The following is a 15,725-nucleotide window of genomic DNA, read 5'->3' on the forward strand; positions in this document are numbered from 1 at the left end:
TCTTCCCTTGCTACCGCCGCCATAGGCGGGTGCGGCGGTTCCAGACGATGTGGGACAGGCCGAACAGGACCAGGGCGTAGAGCGCGCCGAGGCCGAGGAACCGGGTGACGTCGGCGCCGGGGACGAACGCGGCCGACTTCAGCGCCTCGATGCCGGGCCAGTACGGCAGGAAGCGCTCGGCGTCGGCGCCGGCCCGGCCGAGGGCCATCTGCACCCCGGCCGCCGCGACGAGCAGCATGGACGCCTCGAACTCGCGCGGGACCAGCAGCCCGACGAGCGTGCCGAGCGCGACGCCGACCAGGCCGACGAGCAGCAGGGCGGCCCCGGCGAGCGCCACGGACCTGAGGGTGACGAGCGGCACGAAGATCACCATGAAGACGGCCGTCGACACGGCCGTGATGATGAGCAGGACGTACAGGCGGGCGCTGAGCAGGTGGTGCGCCCGGTAGCCGACCAGCCGGAGCCTGCGCAACGCGGTCATGCCCGGCCGCACGACCGTCATGGCGGCGAACGAGGCGGTCACGCTGATGCCCAGCACCGCCAGGTAGAGCGCCTTGAAGTCCCGGTCCAGCACCTGGGCGACCGTCTGCGCGGCCCCGTCGTACACCTTGGCGGGCACGACGGTGACCGCGTCGCTGGTCAGGTAGCTGACCAGGAAGTAGGACGCGGGCATGAAGATCATGAACAGCATGGAGGGCCAGCGGCGGAGCAGTTCCAGCACCGACATGCGGGTGGCGGTCCTGATGGCCCGGTACGGGCGCATGTCGCGCACCGTGTCGGAAGCAGCGGGTTCGAGCCGCACGGTCATCGTTCCTCCCGGTCAGATCAGGACGTCCCCGGCGCGGCGGCCACTGGCGGTGACCTGACCGGCGGCGAGGTCGAGCATGGCGTCGAAGCGGGCGAGCTCGGTGTGCATGTGGCTGACCACGATCACCGACCCGCCCTCGGTGCGGAACCGCTCGGTGTACGCCCAGAAGTGCTGGTAGGTCTCGTAGTCGAAGCCCTGGTAGGGCTCGTCGAGGACCAGCAGGTCGGGCTGGTGCAGGAGGGCCGCGATCAGGTTGACCTTCTGCCGGGTCCCGCCGGACAGCCGGTCCACCCGCGTCGTCTCGTACTTCGCGCACCCGAACTCGTTCATCAGCTCGCGGGACCGGTCGGCGACGCGGCCGGGCGTCAGCCCGTACCCTGCGCCGAACAGCTGGAACTGCTCCTTCAGCGTCAGGCTCTCGATAAGGGAGGGGTCCTGCGGGCAGTAGCCGACGCGGCCGTCCAGCATGATCTGGCCGGCGTCCGGCTTGAGCAGCCCGACCAGGCACTTCAGCAGGGTGGACTTGCCCGCGCCGTTCTCTCCCTGGATGCCGACGAGCATGCCCCGGGGCACGGTGAAGCTGACGTCTTCCAGGACCCGGCGGCGCCGGTAGCGCTTCGCCAGTCCGTGGACGGTGATCATGATTGTCCTTCCGCCGTCAGGAGTGTCCTTGCCATCTCGATCACCGCGCGCTCGTCCAGCGGCGCGGCAGTACGCCTTTCCCGCCTTTCCTTGACGGTTGCCAGCAGGGCCGCCAACTGCCCCTCCTCCAGCCCGACCGCGTGGGAGTCCAGCACCCGGCGCAGCGCGCTGCGCCCGGAGTGCTTGCCGAAGACGAAGCTGCGCTCGCGTCCCAGCAGCTCCGGCGGGTACGGCTCGTAGGTGCCGGGGTCGCGCGCGATCCCGTCCACGTGCAGGCCGCTCTCATGGACGAACGCGTGCCCGCCCACCACCGGCTTGCCGGCCGGCACGAGGTGTCCGGTGAGCGTCGCCACGTGGTGGGCGAGCGGGGTGAGCGCGGTGAGGTCCAGGCCGGTCCGGTGCCCGAACGCGACCTCCAGGGTCATCACCACCTCCTCCAGCGGGGCGTTGCCGGCCCGCTCCCCGACGCCGAGCACCGAGCACTGCACCCCGGAGGCGCCGGCGAGCAGCCCGGCGACGGAGTTGGCGGTGGCCAGGCCGAGGTCGTTGTGGCAGTGGACGGCGATCGGCAGCGGGCAAGCCGCGGCGACGTGCCGTACCAGGGCGGCCATCCGCCAGGGTGTGGCCACGCCGGCCGTGTCGGCCAGGCCGATCGCGTCCGCCCCGGCCTCGGCCGCCGCGAGGTAGACCTGCACGAGGAAGGCCGGGTCGGTGCGGGTGGCGTCCTCGGCGGCGAAGACCACGTTGCGGCCGGACTGCTTGGCCAGGGTCACCGCGTCCCGGATCCCGGCCACGAGCCGCTCGGGGGTGGTGCGGAGCTTGGTCCGTACGTGGGCCTCGGAGGTGCCGGTGAACAGCGCGATGCTGTGCGCGCCGGACTCGACCGCCGCCTCGATGTCGGCCGGGAGCGGCCGGGCGATCACCTGGACGGCCGCGTCAAGCCCGGCGTCCACGATCGCCCGAACGGCGTGCGCCTCCTCGGCCGAGACGGCCGGGTATCCGGCCTCGATGAGCGGCACGCCCAAGGCGGCCAGCCGACGGGCCAGCTCGACCTTCTCCTCCGGCGCGAACGCCACGCCCGGCATCTGCTCGCCGTCCCGCAGCGTGGTGTCGCTGATGACCACCGTGGGCGGCAGTGCGTCAGGGCCCGGCTCGGAGAACGGCTCGGGCTCGCGCACCTCCACCGGCGTGACGGCGCCGGCGTCCGTCCGCCGGAACTCGTTGAACAGCTGGTTGATGTGGAGCATGTCGCGGGCGGAGGCGTTCATCTTGATCGCCCCGGTGAGGTAGGCCCGGCGCGGGCTCGTCCGGCCGAGGAGGAAAATGTCGCGGAACGTCCCCGCCGTCGTGGAGATGGTGACCGTGGGCTTGGAGCCGGTGACCACGGGTGCGGGCATGGTGCCCGCGCCGTCCCCGTCGCATGGGACGCGGCGGATGGCGCCGTGCTCGGCGAGCAGGGTCATCCGCAGGCCTAGGTCGGTGACCTCGACGTCGATCCGCCGCTCCCAGCCGTCCAGCGCGGTGAGCCGCCGCCCCTCCAGCGCGACCAGCCGCGCGTCCACATAGCTCAGCACGTCGTGACGGGAACCGGGCGAAGGCGAGTGGTCACCGCGGGCGTCGCCGGAACCGAATTCGTACCGCTCGCGCATGGCGTGCTGGGCGGCCCAGGTGACCGCGAGGGACACGAAGGTGACCGGCAGCGCGAGTGCCGGGCCGGTGCCCAGCCCGACGAACGCCCCGGCCAGGATCGTGCGCTCCAGCACCAGCACGCCGTGCGCGCGCAGCGCACGCTCCGGGTCGATGCCCCGGTACAGCAGGATGATCGCGCCCGCCGCCAGGGCACAGGCCACGGCGAGCAGCGGCCAGAACGCCGCCGTGCCGGGAGTCCGGGGCAGGACGGCGGGCACCGCCACGGCCAGGAGCGCCCAGTACCCGGCGAGGACGGTCACGACGGCGAGGGCCACCCGCGGCCCGCGCCGTACCGGGAGGGTGTGGTAGCCGCCCTCGCGGTCCCCGTCGATGTCGCGCAGCGTGCCGACGAGGTTGGAGGCCGCGTCCTGCAGGCAGAACACGACCGCCGCCGCCAGCAGCGCCGGATGCGGCAGGGGCGCGGCGAACATGGCGCCGACCAGGAAGGCCAGCGGTGTGATCGCCCCGCGCACCAGGTTTCCCGACAGCCCACGCGCCTTGAAGACCTTGCTGTAGGCGATGCCCATGGCCAGGGCGGCCGCGGCCAGCAGGGAGGTCCGCCAGTTGAGCACCAGCGCCAGGACCGCGCCGAGCACCACGCAGACGATCATGCAGGTCAGCGCGGTGCCGGCGCGCATGCGGCCGGACGGAATGGGCCGGTGCGGCTTGGCGGCCGCGTCGAGTTTCCGGTCGAAGTAGTCGCCGCCGTAGAGCCCGGCCAGCCAGCCCAGCGTGGGCACCGCCCAGGCGGCGGCCAGCCGTGCCGGGCCGGGGTCGCCCGCCAGCACGGCTCCCGCGAGACCGACCAGCCCTGGGTAGCAGAGCGTGTACGGCCGCCAGGTCTCCAGGTGCGCCCTCAGCATTACCGGTCCCGGTCGACGGCGAGGGTGGCGAGGCGGGCCAGCCGGGTGCGGCTCGGGCTCGGCGGCAGCACGGTGAGGTCGTCGTGGGCCGCCTCGGCGTTCCGCCAGGCCATCGCCCGGGATGCGGGAACCGCCTGAGTACGCTCGATGATCTCGCCCATCGTCGTGTAGGCGTCCTCGACGGCGACCGCGCCGGCCATGATGTCCTCGATGCGGACGCGGTCGGCGGCGTCCGCGCTCTGGTAGGCGAGGATGACCGGAAGGGTCAGGCGGCGGTTGCGCACGTCGCTGGCCGCGGCCTTGCCGGTGGTCTCGGCGTCGCTGGTGTAGGCCAGCAGGTCGTCGTGGATCTGGAAGGCCGTGCCCAGGTGGTCGCCGTACCGGGCGAGCGCGCCGATCCACTCCATCGGGCCCTGCCCGAGGATCGCCCCGCTCTCGCAGGAGGCCCGGAACAGGGCGGCGGTCTTGAGCCGGATCATCTTCAGGTAGTTGTCCACGCTGCAGGAGACGTCGCCCCGCAGCTCCGACTCCAGGCTCTGCCCCCGGCACAGGTCGTACCCGGCCCGCGCGACCACGTCCAGCGCGGCGACGATGCGGTCCTCGGGGACTCCGGTGTGCCGGCAGTCGGCCAGACACTGGAAGAGGAAGAAGATGAGCGCGTCGCCGGCCACGATCGCCTGGTCCATGCCGTAGGCGCTGTGGACGGCGGGGCGGCCGCGGCGGGTCTCGTCCCCGTCGATGATGTCGTCGTGGACGAGGCTGGCCACATGGCCGCACTCGGTGCCGACCGCGGCGGGCAGCACGCTGGCGACCCGTCCTCCGACGGCGACGGCGGAGTCCAGCAGCAGGACCGGGCGCATCAGCTTGCCGCCGGGCGCGAGCGCGTGGCGGCACACGGCGTCCAGGATCCGATCCCCGCTCAGCCAGCGCCGCTTGAACTCCTCGTTGAGGAGGGCGGCGTAGCCATCTGGCAAGGAACTGTCATTGACATCCCCGGTGGGATGGAGAGCCGCTATTCCGGATGGCTGATCACTGTCATATGCGAAATGCGATTCAGCTGCTATTTCCGCGCCGTGTAAGGCGTCCATGACAGGCCTCCCTTCGTGTGGATTCCGGGTCAAAATACCCTGCTTTTCATGAGCGCTGTCAAGCGCTAAATTCCCGGAGCACGGGGATATGCGAGGCAAAAACGAAGGAGGACCCCATGGCCGGTGAGACCTGCCCGTATCCTTTTCTGAAGGCCGACCCCATGGCGATGCCCGAGGAGTTCGCCTGGCTGCGCGACCACGACCCGGTGTGCCCGGTGACGCTGCCCAGCGGCGACCGGGCCTGGCTGGTCACGCGCTACAGGGACGTCAAGGCCGTCCTGTCCGACACCCGGTTCAGCCGTGACCTCAACCGGCCGGACGCGGCCCGGATGAACACCGCGATCGGCTTCGGCAACTACGGCAACCCGTTCGCCGACCCGCCCGTCCACACCCGCTGGCGGGGTCTGGTGGCCAAGGCGTTCACCCCGCGCCAGGTGGAGCGGCTGCGTCCCCGCGTCCGGCAGATCGTGGAGGAGCTGGTGGACCGGCTCATCGCGACCGGCCCGCCCGCGGACATCATGGAGGGCCTGGCCTTCCCGCTGCCGATCACGGTGCTCTGCGAGATGATCGGGGTGCCGGTGGAGGACCAGGTGCGCTTCCGCGGCTGGGTGCACGACATGCTGTCCAGCGAGCTCACCTCGGACGAACGCGCCCAGGCCGCGGTGACGCTGATCGAGTACTCCAAGGCGCTCACCGGCACCAGGCGCCGCGAGCCGGCCGACGACCTGCTGAGCCGGCTCATCCAGGTGCGGGACGAGGACGACGGCAGGCTCGACGACGACGAGCTGTTCATCACGATGATGACGCTGCTGGTCGCGGGCTACAAGACGACCGCCGCGCAGCTCGGCAAGGGCCTGCTCACGCTGTTCCGGTACCCCGACCAGCTCGCTGAGCTAGTCGAGGACCCCTCGCTGATGGACTCGGCCGTCGAGGAGCTGCTGCGGTACTCCCCGCCCGGCGCCGGGGTCGGCATCACCCGCTACGCCACCGAGGACCTCGAGGTGGGCGGTGTGGTGATCCCCAAGGGGTCGACCGTGATCGTGGCCCGGCACTCCGGCAACCGGGACGAGGAGCACTTCCCTGACGGGGAGACGTTCGACGTGCGGCGGCCCACATCCAACCAGCACCTGACCTTCGGCGCCGGCCCGGCCTTCTGCTTCGGCGCCCCCCTGGCCCGGATGGAGATGGCGATCGCCCTGGAGGTCCTGCTGCGCAGGGCGCCGCAGCTGCGCCTGGCCGTGCCCGAGGACGAGGTGCCGTGGACGAGCGACACCGCCGCGCAGGCCCCCGAGGCCGTCGTGGTCGCCTGGGAGCCGGAAATGGCAATCATCGGTCACGCCTGATCCGCCCGGCCTGCCGATAGAAAAGAACGACTACCGAGTGGCTGGAGAGCCATGGCCGAAAAGAAGGTGATCCTCGCCGAGCCGCGCGGTTTCTGCGCCGGAGTGCGGCGGGCGATCTCGATGGTTGAACAGGCACTGGACCATTACGGGCCGCCTGTCTACGTGCGCAAGGAAATTGTCCACAACCATCACGTCATCCGTGCGCTGGAAAAGCGGGGCGCGGTGTTCACCTCAACGGAGGAGGAGGTTCCCGAGGGGGCTGTGTGCGTTTTCTCCGCGCACGGCGTCTCGCCCGCCGTGCGCGGCAACGCGGCCGCGCGGGAACTGCAAGTGCTGGACGCCACCTGCCCGCTGGTGTCCAAGGTTCACCAGGAGGCCCGGCGCTTCGCCCGGGACGGCCGGACGATCCTGCTGATCGGGCACTCCGACCACGAGGAGGTGGAAGGCACCTACGGCGAGGCGCCGGCCAGCACGATCGTCGTCGAGTCGGTCCAGGACGCCGAGGAACTGGAACTTCCGCCGGACGCCTCCCCCGTCTACCTCACGCAGACCACACTGTCGCTGGACGAGACCGCCGACATCGTCGGCACGCTCCGCGACCGCTTCCCCGCGCTGGCCGGGCCGGCGAGCGAGGACATCTGCTACGCCAGCCAGAACAGGCAGAACGCGATCAAGAAGATCGCGGCCCACGCCGAGCTGGTGCTGGTCCTCGGCTCGGCCAACTCCAGCAACTCCGTCCGCATGGTCGAGGTCGCGCGGAGCGCGGGGGCCGACGCGCACCTCCTTCCGAACGTCGAGGACCTCGACCCGGCGTGGCTCACCGGCGTCACCTCGGTCGGCGTCAGCGCCGGCGCGAGCACCCCCGAGTTCCTCGTCGACCGGCTGGTCGACCGGCTCGTCGAGCACGGCTACGACGGGCTGGAGATCGAACACGCCGCCACGGAGAACATCACCTTCACGTTCCGTCCCGCCTGGCACACCGAGGAAGCGAATACCGAGGAAGCCAACCCCGGGCAAGCGAATACCGAGGAAGCGAACATCGAGGAAGGCGCACACGCATGATGATCGAACGCATCCGCAGCCCGCTGGACGTGCGGGCCATGCCGCCCGAGGACCTGCCCACCCTCGCCGGCGAGATCCGCGACTTCCTGGTGGACCGGGTGTGCCGCAGTGGCGGCCACCTGGGGCCGAACCTGGGCGCGGTCGAGCTGTCGATCGCGCTCCACCGGATGTTCGACTCGCCCGCGGAGCCGATTATGTGGGACACCGGCCACCAGGCGTACGTGCACAAGCTGCTCACCGGCCGTGCCGCGGGCTTCGACCGGCTGCGCCGGCGCGGCGGCCTGTCCGGGTACCCGTCCCAGGCGGAGTCCGAGCACGACGTGATCGAGAACTCGCACGCCTCGACCGCGCTCTCCTACGCCGACGGGATCGCCAAGGCCGCCCGCGTGTCCGGCAGGCAGCCGCGGCCGGTGGTGGCCGTGGTCGGCGACGGGGCGCTGACCGGCGGCATGGCCTGGGAGGCGCTGAACAACATCGCCGCGTCCCGGCTGCCGGTGGTCATCGTGCTCAACGACAACGGGCGGTCGTACGCGCCCACGATCGGCGGGCTGGCCGACCACCTGTCCGCCCTGCGCGGCGCCCGGGCTCGTTGCAGCCTCTTCGAGGAGCTCGGCATCCGCTACCTCGGCCCGGTCGACGGGCACGACATCGCGGCGGTGGAGTCGGCGCTGCGCACGGCCCGGGAGAGCGGCGGGCCGGTGGTGGTGCACTGCCTCACCACCAAGGGCCGCGGCTACGGCCACGCCGAACGCCACGAGCTGGACCGGCACCACGCGGTCCCGGTCACCGATCCCGCCACCGGCCGGCAGGCCGCACAGCGCCGCAGGTCGTGGACGGACGTGTTCGCCGACGAGATCGTGCGCATCGGGGCCGAGCGGCCGGACGTGGTGGCCGTCTCCGCCGCGATGGTGGAGCCCGCCGGGCTCCACCCGTTCCAGCAACGCTTCCCCGAGCGGCTGTTCGACGTCGGGATCGCCGAGCAGCACGCGGTGACCTCGGCCGCCGGTCTGGCCCTCGGCGGTCTGCACCCGGTGGTCTGCGTCTACTCCACCTTCCTCACCCGGGCCCTGGATCAGGTGCTCATGGACGTCGCGCTGCACCGCTGCCCGGTCACGTTCGTCCTCGACCGGGCCGGGGTCACCGGCGACGACGGGCCCTCGCACAACGGCATGTGGGACCTGTCGATCCTGAACGTCGTGCCGGGCCTGGCGATGGCCGCGCCGCGCGACGGCCAGACGCTGCGGGCGGCGCTCCGTGAGGCGGTCGCGATCGACGACGGCCCGACCGCGATCCGCTACCCCAAGGGCGCGGTGGGACCCGACCTGCCGGCCGTCGACACGGTCAACGGCGTGGACATCCTGCACCGCGACGCCGACCCGGACGTGCTGTTCGTCTCGGTCGGCGCGATGGCGGACACCTGCGTACGCGCGGCCCGGCTGCTCTCCGAGCACGGGATCGCGACGACGGTGGCTGACCCCCGCTGGATCAAGCCGGTCAACCCCGCGCTCACCGGGCTCGCCGCCCGCCACACCCTCGTGGTCACGGTCGAGGACTGCGGCCGGTCCGGCGGCTTCGGCAGCGCGCTCACGCTGGCCCTGCGCGACGCCGACGTCACCGTCCCGATCCACTGCATCGGCCTGCCGCAGCGCTTCCTCGACCAGGGCCTGCGGGCGGAGGTCCTGGAGGAGTGCGGCCTGACCCCGCAGCAAATCGTACGGAACGTGGCCGGGACCATGACCCGTCTCGGCACCCGGAACCATCCCGAGCTGGAGCCGATAGGGGTCCTGGCGGCCGCGACGATGAGGGAGCGACTTTCGTGAGTGCGACGATGCTGGGCATGCCGGCCGTCCGGACGACTCCCATCGCGCCGCGGCGACGCTCGCGTCAGATCATGGTGGGGACGGTGCCGGTGGGCGGCGAGGCCCCGGTCTCGGTGCAGTCGATGACCACGACGCTCACCGCCGACGTCAACGCCACGTTGCAGCAGATCGCGCAGCTCACCGCGTCCGGGTGCCAGATCGTGCGGGTGGCGGTACCCTCGCAGGACGACGCGGACGCGCTGCCGGTCATCGCCCGCAAGTCCCGCATCCCGGTGATCGCCGACATCCACTTCCAGCCGAAGTACGTGTTCGCGGCGATCGAGGCGGGGTGCGCGGCCGTCCGGGTGAACCCCGGAAACATCAAGAAGTTCGACGACAAGGTGGGCGAGATCGCGCGTGCGGCCTCCGACCACGGGGTGCCCATCCGCATCGGCGTCAACGCCGGCTCGCTGGATCCGCGGTTGCTCGCCAAGTACGGCAAGGCCACCCCCGAGGCGCTGGTGGAGTCGGCGCTGTGGGAGTGCTCGCTGTTCGAGGAGCACGGGTTCCGCGATATCAAGATTGCGGTCAAGCACCACGACCCCGTGGTCATGGTGCAGGCCTACCGGTTGCTGGCGGAGCGGTGCGACTATCCGCTGCACCTGGGCGTCACCGAGGCCGGCCCGGCGTTCCAGGGCACGGTCAAGTCGGCGGTGGCCTTCGGCGCGCTGCTGGCCGAGGGCATCGGGGACACCATCCGGGTGTCGCTGTCGGCGCCGCCCGTGGAGGAGGTCAAGGTCGGCGTCGCCATCCTGGAGTCGCTCGGCCTGCGGGAGCGCGGCTTGGAGATCGTGTCCTGCCCGTCCTGCGGGCGGGCCCAGGTGGACGTGTACACGCTCGCCGAGCAGGTGCAGGCCGGGCTGGACGGGCTGAAGGTGCCGCTCCGGGTCGCGGTGATGGGGTGCGTGGTCAACGGCCCCGGCGAGGCGCGCGAGGCCGACCTTGGCGTCGCGTCCGGCAACGGCAAGGGGCAGATCTTCGTCAAGGGCGAGGTCGTCAAGACCGTCCCCGAATCGCAGATCGTCGAGACGCTGATCGAGGAGGCCCTGCGCCTGGCCGAGGAGATGGGCGTCGAGGTGGACCTCGACGACGACGATGCTCCGCGGCCGGCGGTCACCGTCCACTGAACCTTTTCAACCGGTCCTCGTGGGCTCCGGCGCACACAGGACGAAGATCACTGCTCGGGTGTCACCCTCCACTGACCTCCCGCATCTCCCGTACGCTGCCCTGGGTGATCATGCTCGCCACGTGTACGCGGGACGAGCACCGCATCTTGCGCATCACATTGCGGACATGGTTCACGGCGGTCCACTCGGCGATCCCCAGCCGCCGGGCGATCTGACGGTTGGTGAGCCCCTGGGCGACCAGCACGGCCACCTGGTGTTCCCGGCGGGTCAGCCCGGCCTCCGGCTCGCCGGGACTTCCGGCGACCGGGACCGGGACGGGTACGGGGCCGGGCGGGGCGGGCGCCTCCGGCTCGCCCGTCCCGGCCGGTTCCTGAAGGACGTACAGCCTGATGGTGTTGAGCAGCGAGAAGCAGGGCTCGCCGTCCGGCCCGCCGGCCACGGTGATCAGGTTCCGCTCGGCGAGCCTCTGCAACGCGTCGTGCAGGGCGCCGCCGCCGAGGTCGCTCACGGCCTCGGCGGCGGCCATGTCGAATCCGGCGGTCAAGACCGCCAGGCGGCGCAGGAGGTCGCGCTCGTGCTCGGTGAGACGTCCATGGCTCCACGCGATGGCCGCCTTCATGCTGCGGTGGTGCGACAGCGTGTGCGGCGCGCCGCCGTACAGGATGTCCAGGCCGGTTCGCAGCCGGTTCAGCAGCGCCCGCAGCTGGAAGAGCCGCAGGCGCGCGGCGGCGAACTCAATGGCGAGTGGCAGCCCGTCGAGGCCGTTGGAGAGCTCGGTGATGACCTCGCGGTTGTCGCCGGTGAGCACGACGTCCGGCCTGGTGGCCGTGACGCGTTCCAGGAGCAGCCGCACCGAGGCGATCCGCCCGAGCTCCGCCAGTTCGGCCGGGGGCCGCGAACCGGGCACCGCAAGTGGCTGTACGGGGAACAGGCGCTCCCCGTACACCCCCAACGGCTCACGACAGGCGAGCACCACCCGAAGGCCCGGACGCGCGGCCAGCGACTTCGTGACCACCCTCGCGATCTCCTCCAGCCCGGGCTCGGCGTGGTCGATGAGAACCAGTGAACCTTTTCCACCCGGTCGCTCCCGCTCCTGGCCGCACAGCGGCTCGCCGCCGGATTGAAACAGGTTCAGTGTCGCGTGGTCGCGCTCCGCCGACCGTAGCTCGGTCAGCGGGCCCACGCACAAGCAGGCGGAATGGGCGGTTAATTGGACGCCATGTCCGATGCGGGCGGCGAAATCGAGGAAACGTACACCTTCCCCGAACTCGGCGACCAGTTCGGGGTAGAGGGCGGTCAGCAGGCGGCTCTTACCGACTCCGGGCGGTCCGGTTATCGTCAGCAGCCGTAGGACGGGGTTTCGTAAGGCCCTGCGGAGCGCGTCGAGCTCGATGTCACGGCCGATGACGGTCCCCAGAGCGGGATTCACCATAGAGTCTTCTTCGAGTTTTACGGCTTCGGGACTAGGCATTGCATCCCCCGCGGTCAATCATGAGCCTTACTCATATCAACTGCACCGCCTGGTAAGGCGCCCCCGCGAGCCAGCCCTGAAGCGCGGGAACGAGCCGGACGACCCGCCCGCAGATACGCCAGGCTATTTCTTCGGCGGACTCCTCCTGTGGGGCGCAGATGAAAAGCACGATGTCGATCCGGTCGGGGGCCGTTCGCACCCTGAGGTGCTCCAGCCCCTCGTCCTGTCTGGTGTGGGCCCAGACGAGATCGGTGAACGCGGCGGACGACAGGGACCGGCGTTCACTGACCTCGCCTCTACACAGGTCCATTCTTATGACCTGCACGAACGTCAGCCCCAGGAGAATCCCTGATCGACGTTGGCGCTGTCGGCGGAGGGCACGGCGGCCGAGGCGCCGACGGCGCCGGCGCCGAGTCCGTGGGCGGCGAACAGAACGACGAGGATCGAAGCGGACGCGGCGAGTTTCGCGAGCATTAAGTTGCCCCTTTTATCTTCCCGTAACACGGGTTTAACCGCACGGAATGAGTTCCTCTTTCTGATTTGCAGCCTCGCCCACCGAGTCGGCCGTGTCACTACGGACAGGGCGGCCACCTCTGTACGTGGCATGAAGGTGCCAGGGTGGCCGATATTTCCGGTTATGCCTTGAAATGTTACTGACCGCCACCCGTAAAATGTGGCAACAGGTGAAGCCCGGGGCGTGGGGGACAAGGGATGCTCGATCCACTTGCGCTGGATCCCTCTACCGCAGATGTCTACCGGGCGCTGCTCCAGCATCCCGAATGGGGCATAGGGGACATCGCCCGGCATCTCTCAGTGCCGGAGGAGCGAGTACGGGAAGCATTCGACCTGCTGGCCGACATGGCCCTGCTCCGCCCCTCCCGAAATCACCCGACGTTGTTCCGGCCGGTGAGGCCGGAGGTCGGCCTGGCGTCCCTACTGGCGCAGACCGAGGCGGAACTGCAGCGCAGGCAGCAGCAGATCGCCGACACCCGGGCGGCCATCGCGGCCATCGCCATGGAGTACGACGCGATCCACGACCGCGAGCGTGGGTCGTTCGATCGCCTGGAAGGGCTGGAGCAGGTCCGCTCCCGGCTGGAGGAACTCGCCTACGCGGCCCAGGTCGAGTGCATGTCCTTCATGCCCGGCGGGGCTCAGACGCAGGAGGCGATGGAGGCCAGCGAGCCGCTCGACCGGCAGGCGCTCGAACGCGGGGTGCGCATCCGCACCATCTACCAGGACAGCTTCCGCAACGACGCCGACACCCTCCGGTACGCCCAGTGGCTGGCCGGACTCGGCGGCCAGACCCGCTCCAGCCCGACGTTGCCGATGTCGCTGCTCATTGTCGACCGCTCCGTGGCCATGGTCCCGCTGGACCCGGGCGATCCCCGTCTTGGCGCGATGGAAGTCAGCGCCGGCGGGATCGTCACGGCGCTGTGCGCGCTGTTCGAGCAGGTCTGGGCGGTCGCCGTGCCTTTCGGGGAGGCTCGGGTCGACGAGCACGGCCTGTCGCCCTTCGAGTACGAGCTGCTGCTCATGCTCCTGGACGGGCAGACCGACGAGGGCGCGGCGCGCCGGCTCGGGGTGTCGCTGCGTACGGTGCGGCGCACGATGTCCACGCTCATGGCCCGCCTCGACGCGCGCAGCCGCTTCCAGGCCGGCGCCTGCGCCGTCCAACGCGGCTGGATCTGAGCGGGGCTGAGTGCAGCTGTGGATCTGCGCGAGTCTCCGGATTTGCCGTAACCGGCGAGCAACCGCGCCGCGCTCGACGCCGCCTGCGCGGTGGGTTGGGGGTACCCGAGGAGCGAGTGATCCGCGTACGCAACGGCGTGGACCTGCCGGCCCGGGTGAACGGCCGGTCCACGGTGAACGGGGGGCCGCTCCAGGCGGGCGCGGTGGGCAGGCTGACCGGTCAGAAGGGGTTCGACCTCCTGACCGCCGCCGTGGCCGAACTTGTCCGCCGCGGGCACCGGCTGGAGGTGCAGGTGGCCGGCGAAGGCCGCGACCGCGCCCGGCTGGAGAGCGCCGCAGAGGGGCTGCCGATCCGTTTCCTGGGAGTCATCCTGGACGTTCCGGCCCTGCTGTCCGGCCTCGACCTCTTCTGCCTCCCGTCACGCCGGGAGGCCCTGCCGCGTCCTGGCGATGACCGGCATGCGGCGCGGGGAGTTGCTCGCGCTGCGCTGGCGTGACGTCGATCTGGAGGTGGGCACGGTGGCGATCCGCCGGTCGGTGGGGGTCGTGCGGGTGAAGGGCGAGGGAGCGCGGGTCGTCGAGGGTCCGACGAAGACCACGAAGCCGCGGGTCGTCGATCTCGACGAGGCCACCGTGGCGCTGATGCGGGCGCACAAGCGCGAGCGTGGCGGCCTGGCGCTCACCCTGGCCCATGACGATGCCCTGGTGTTCGGGGACGTCGAGGGGCGCCACCGGCACCCTGAGCGGTTCTCGCGTTCGTTCAAAGAGCACCTGACGCGGTGCCGCACCAGGTTGGAGGCCATCGGCGTCGAGCTGCCGGACGTCCGGCTTCACGATCTACGGCACACCCACGCGACGATCCTGCTGTCCAACCGGGTGCCGGTGAAGGTGGTCAGTGAGCGGCTCGGCCACGCGAGTCCCACCATCACGCTGACGGTGTACGCCCACGTGATGCCCGGGCAATCAGCGCGACGCCGCCGACCAGTTCGCCTCTCTGGTGGCCAAGGCGTAGAGCAAGATCCACGATGCGAGGTATCACGGCAGTATCGCGCGGTACGCCGCATTCAGCGTACGACGATCGCAGGCGTCATGCTGCTCGCCATGATCGCCGCGGTCGTCTCCTACCGCCACATGCACCAACTCTGCCTGCGCCACGGCGAGGGCCGTCAGCCATGGCCGTGCCGCGATCAGTGCTCGCATCGCGGCCGAGGTGTGAGTGTTCAGGTTGTCCCACACCACCACAAGCGGCCCGCCGAGCTGCTGGTGAGCGGCGTCGAACAACGCCGCGTAGTCAGCCTCTGCGAAGCCCTTGCGTTCGGCCTTGCGACCGCGGTGCGCCCGCATCCGGTAGATCAGCCGTGTCCGGTGGCCGGGCCGGGTGGCGATCAGCCCGGCGAGCGACACCCGCCCGTTTCCCTTGACCGGCAACGACACGATCGGGGTGCGCCCCTTGCGGCCCCAGGTGCGGCCCTTGGGTGACCTCAGGGTCTGACCGGCCTCGTCTTCAAAACAGAGCCACGCCTTCTGCTGCGCCGCCACCCTTTTATGATCGGCCACTGCTCGTCCTTCCAGCCGGCGATAGCCTCCTCGTCGCGTTCGGCGGCGCGCCGGGCGGGGGCCTGCCAGCTCCAGCCCAGCCGATGCAGCAGGTAACACACCCCGCCCAGGGTGTAGCCCACATGGAACATGCGCTCGATCACCTCGGCGATCCGGGCCAACGTCCAGCACTGATCCGGCCAGCCGTACGCCCTGGGGCCCTGGGCCAATACCGCCTCCAGGTGCGCCAGCCGGGTCTCATCCAGCTTGCACACCGCCCCACCCGCTCCTTTGGAGACCAACGCCTCACGCCCGCCGTCCTCCAGCGCCCGCCGCCACCGATTGGCCGACATCCGCGAGACCCGGAACTCGGCGGCCACCTGCGCATCCGTGGCGCCTTCAGCGAACCGGTCCGCCGCCCGCATCCGCACCCGCTCCCGGCGTAACCGCTGCTCAGCGGTCAACCCACCACCATCGGGATACCTCATGACCCGGGCGTAACACCTCAACGGCCCCCTGCCAGCTCACCCACCGGCCAGACCACATAA

Annotated in this window: 15 protein-coding genes; 7 read left to right on the forward strand and 8 right to left on the reverse strand. The window is 70.8% G+C overall.

What is annotated here, in order from left to right:
- Positions 1-10: 10 nt before the first annotated feature.
- From ACFP1K_RS22945 to ACFP1K_RS22960, 4 genes are read right to left on the reverse strand one after another with little or no spacing between them, the layout of a single operon-like run.
- On the reverse strand, positions 11-808 hold the full coding sequence (locus tag ACFP1K_RS22945) for a hypothetical protein (protein ID WP_380756660.1): 798 nt from the start codon (positions 806-808) through the stop codon (positions 11-13).
- 12 nt (positions 809-820) lie between these two features.
- Positions 821-1,450 (reverse strand): ABC transporter ATP-binding protein, encoded by a 630-nt coding sequence (locus tag ACFP1K_RS22950; RefSeq protein WP_380756662.1) that lies wholly within the window; start codon positions 1,448-1,450, stop codon positions 821-823.
- The gene (locus ACFP1K_RS22955; protein WP_380756664.1) at positions 1,447-4,002 is read right to left on the reverse strand and encodes a UbiA family prenyltransferase; all 2,556 of its coding nucleotides are present in this window, start codon (positions 4,000-4,002) and stop codon (positions 1,447-1,449) included. Before ACFP1K_RS22955 ends, ACFP1K_RS22950 begins: the two co-directional genes overlap by 4 nt.
- Positions 4,002-4,976 (reverse strand): polyprenyl synthetase family protein, encoded by a 975-nt coding sequence (locus tag ACFP1K_RS22960; RefSeq protein ID WP_380756666.1) that lies wholly within the window; start codon positions 4,974-4,976, stop codon positions 4,002-4,004. Before ACFP1K_RS22960 ends, ACFP1K_RS22955 begins: the two co-directional genes overlap by 1 nt.
- A 230-nt stretch (positions 4,977-5,206) precedes the next feature.
- Between ACFP1K_RS22960 and ACFP1K_RS22965 the strand changes: the two genes are divergently transcribed.
- From ACFP1K_RS22965 to ispG, 4 genes are read left to right on the forward strand one after another with little or no spacing between them, the layout of a single operon-like run.
- Positions 5,207-6,433 carry a cytochrome P450 gene (locus tag ACFP1K_RS22965; protein WP_380756668.1) on the forward strand — a complete coding sequence of 409 codons (1,227 nt, stop codon included), beginning with the start codon at positions 5,207-5,209 and terminating at the stop codon, positions 6,431-6,433.
- A gap of 51 nt (positions 6,434-6,484) precedes the next feature.
- Positions 6,485-7,495: a 4-hydroxy-3-methylbut-2-enyl diphosphate reductase gene (ispH, locus tag ACFP1K_RS22970; protein ID WP_380756670.1), complete on the forward strand. Its 1,011-nt coding sequence runs from the start codon at positions 6,485-6,487 to the stop codon at positions 7,493-7,495.
- Positions 7,495-9,315 carry a 1-deoxy-D-xylulose-5-phosphate synthase gene (locus ACFP1K_RS22975; protein WP_380756720.1) on the forward strand — a complete coding sequence of 607 codons (1,821 nt, stop codon included), beginning with the start codon at positions 7,495-7,497 and terminating at the stop codon, positions 9,313-9,315. The genes ispH and ACFP1K_RS22975 overlap by 1 nt, the downstream gene beginning before the upstream one ends.
- Positions 9,316-9,323: 8 nt before the next feature.
- Positions 9,324-10,481, forward strand: coding sequence for a flavodoxin-dependent (E)-4-hydroxy-3-methylbut-2-enyl-diphosphate synthase (gene ispG / locus ACFP1K_RS22980; RefSeq protein ID WP_380756722.1), 1,158 nt, complete (start codon positions 9,324-9,326; stop codon positions 10,479-10,481).
- Positions 10,482-10,542: 61 nt separating this feature from the next.
- Here ispG and ACFP1K_RS22985 read toward each other — a convergent pair whose 3' ends face one another.
- From ACFP1K_RS22985 to ACFP1K_RS22995, 3 genes are all read right to left on the reverse strand, one after another.
- Positions 10,543-11,913, reverse strand: coding sequence for a helix-turn-helix transcriptional regulator (locus ACFP1K_RS22985; protein ID WP_380756672.1), 1,371 nt, complete (start codon positions 11,911-11,913; stop codon positions 10,543-10,545).
- Positions 11,914-11,983: 70 nt separating this feature from the next.
- A complete protein-coding gene (locus ACFP1K_RS22990; RefSeq protein ID WP_380756674.1) occupies positions 11,984-12,262 on the reverse strand; it encodes a hypothetical protein in 279 nt (92 codons plus the stop codon).
- 20 nt (positions 12,263-12,282) lie between these two features.
- Positions 12,283-12,426: a hypothetical protein gene (locus ACFP1K_RS22995; RefSeq protein WP_380756677.1), complete on the reverse strand. Its 144-nt coding sequence runs from the start codon at positions 12,424-12,426 to the stop codon at positions 12,283-12,285.
- 237 nt (positions 12,427-12,663) lie between these two features.
- On the opposite strand from ACFP1K_RS22995, the gene ACFP1K_RS23000 reads away from it, so the two are divergent.
- The 3 genes from ACFP1K_RS23000 to ACFP1K_RS23010 all read left to right on the forward strand — a co-directional run bounded on the left by ACFP1K_RS23000 (position 12,664) and on the right by ACFP1K_RS23010 (position 15,120).
- Positions 12,664-13,641: a helix-turn-helix domain-containing protein gene (locus ACFP1K_RS23000; RefSeq protein ID WP_380756679.1), complete on the forward strand. Its 978-nt coding sequence runs from the start codon at positions 12,664-12,666 to the stop codon at positions 13,639-13,641.
- Positions 13,642-13,757: 116 nt separating this feature from the next.
- Positions 13,758-14,138 (forward strand): glycosyltransferase, encoded by a 381-nt coding sequence (locus tag ACFP1K_RS23005; protein ID WP_380756681.1) that lies wholly within the window; start codon positions 13,758-13,760, stop codon positions 14,136-14,138.
- Complete coding sequence (locus tag ACFP1K_RS23010; RefSeq protein ID WP_380756684.1) at positions 14,092-15,120, forward strand: site-specific integrase; 1,029 nt, start codon at positions 14,092-14,094, stop codon at positions 15,118-15,120. The genes ACFP1K_RS23005 and ACFP1K_RS23010 overlap by 47 nt, the downstream gene beginning before the upstream one ends.
- Before the next feature lie 2 nt (positions 15,121-15,122).
- Here ACFP1K_RS23010 and ACFP1K_RS23015 read toward each other — a convergent pair whose 3' ends face one another.
- The gene (locus ACFP1K_RS23015) at positions 15,123-15,641 is read right to left on the reverse strand and encodes a winged helix-turn-helix domain-containing protein (RefSeq protein WP_380756686.1); all 519 of its coding nucleotides are present in this window, start codon (positions 15,639-15,641) and stop codon (positions 15,123-15,125) included.
- Positions 15,642-15,725: the final 84 nt, after the last annotated feature.

Origin of the sequence: Sphaerisporangium aureirubrum, from assembly GCF_042658925.1 — a bacterium.
Classification (GTDB): domain Bacteria; phylum Actinomycetota; class Actinomycetes; order Streptosporangiales; family Streptosporangiaceae; genus Sphaerisporangium; species Sphaerisporangium aureirubrum.

Excerpts from the sequence above, each read along its gene's own strand:
- ACFP1K_RS22945 (WP_380756660.1), bottom strand. The coding sequence starts at position 808 with ATGACCGTGCGGCTCGAACCCGCTGCTTCCGACACGGTGCGCGACATG.
- ACFP1K_RS22950 (WP_380756662.1), bottom strand. The coding sequence starts at position 1,450 with ATGATCACCGTCCACGGACTGGCGAAGCGCTACCGGCGCCGCCGGGTC.
- ACFP1K_RS22955 (WP_380756664.1), bottom strand. The coding sequence starts at position 4,002 with ATGCTGAGGGCGCACCTGGAGACCTGGCGGCCGTACACGCTCTGCTAC.
- ACFP1K_RS22965 (WP_380756668.1), top strand. The coding sequence starts at position 5,207 with ATGGCCGGTGAGACCTGCCCGTATCCTTTTCTGAAGGCCGACCCCATG.
- ispH (WP_380756670.1), top strand. The coding sequence starts at position 6,485 with ATGGCCGAAAAGAAGGTGATCCTCGCCGAGCCGCGCGGTTTCTGCGCC.
- ACFP1K_RS22975 (WP_380756720.1), top strand. The coding sequence starts at position 7,495 with ATGATCGAACGCATCCGCAGCCCGCTGGACGTGCGGGCCATGCCGCCC.
- ispG (WP_380756722.1), top strand. The coding sequence starts at position 9,324 with ATGCTGGGCATGCCGGCCGTCCGGACGACTCCCATCGCGCCGCGGCGA.
- ACFP1K_RS22985 (WP_380756672.1), bottom strand. The coding sequence starts at position 11,913 with ATGGTGAATCCCGCTCTGGGGACCGTCATCGGCCGTGACATCGAGCTC.
- ACFP1K_RS22990 (WP_380756674.1), bottom strand. The coding sequence starts at position 12,262 with ATGGACCTGTGTAGAGGCGAGGTCAGTGAACGCCGGTCCCTGTCGTCC.
- ACFP1K_RS22995 (WP_380756677.1), bottom strand. The coding sequence starts at position 12,426 with ATGCTCGCGAAACTCGCCGCGTCCGCTTCGATCCTCGTCGTTCTGTTC.
- ACFP1K_RS23000 (WP_380756679.1), top strand. The coding sequence starts at position 12,664 with ATGCTCGATCCACTTGCGCTGGATCCCTCTACCGCAGATGTCTACCGG.
- ACFP1K_RS23010 (WP_380756684.1), top strand. The coding sequence starts at position 14,092 with ATGACCGGCATGCGGCGCGGGGAGTTGCTCGCGCTGCGCTGGCGTGAC.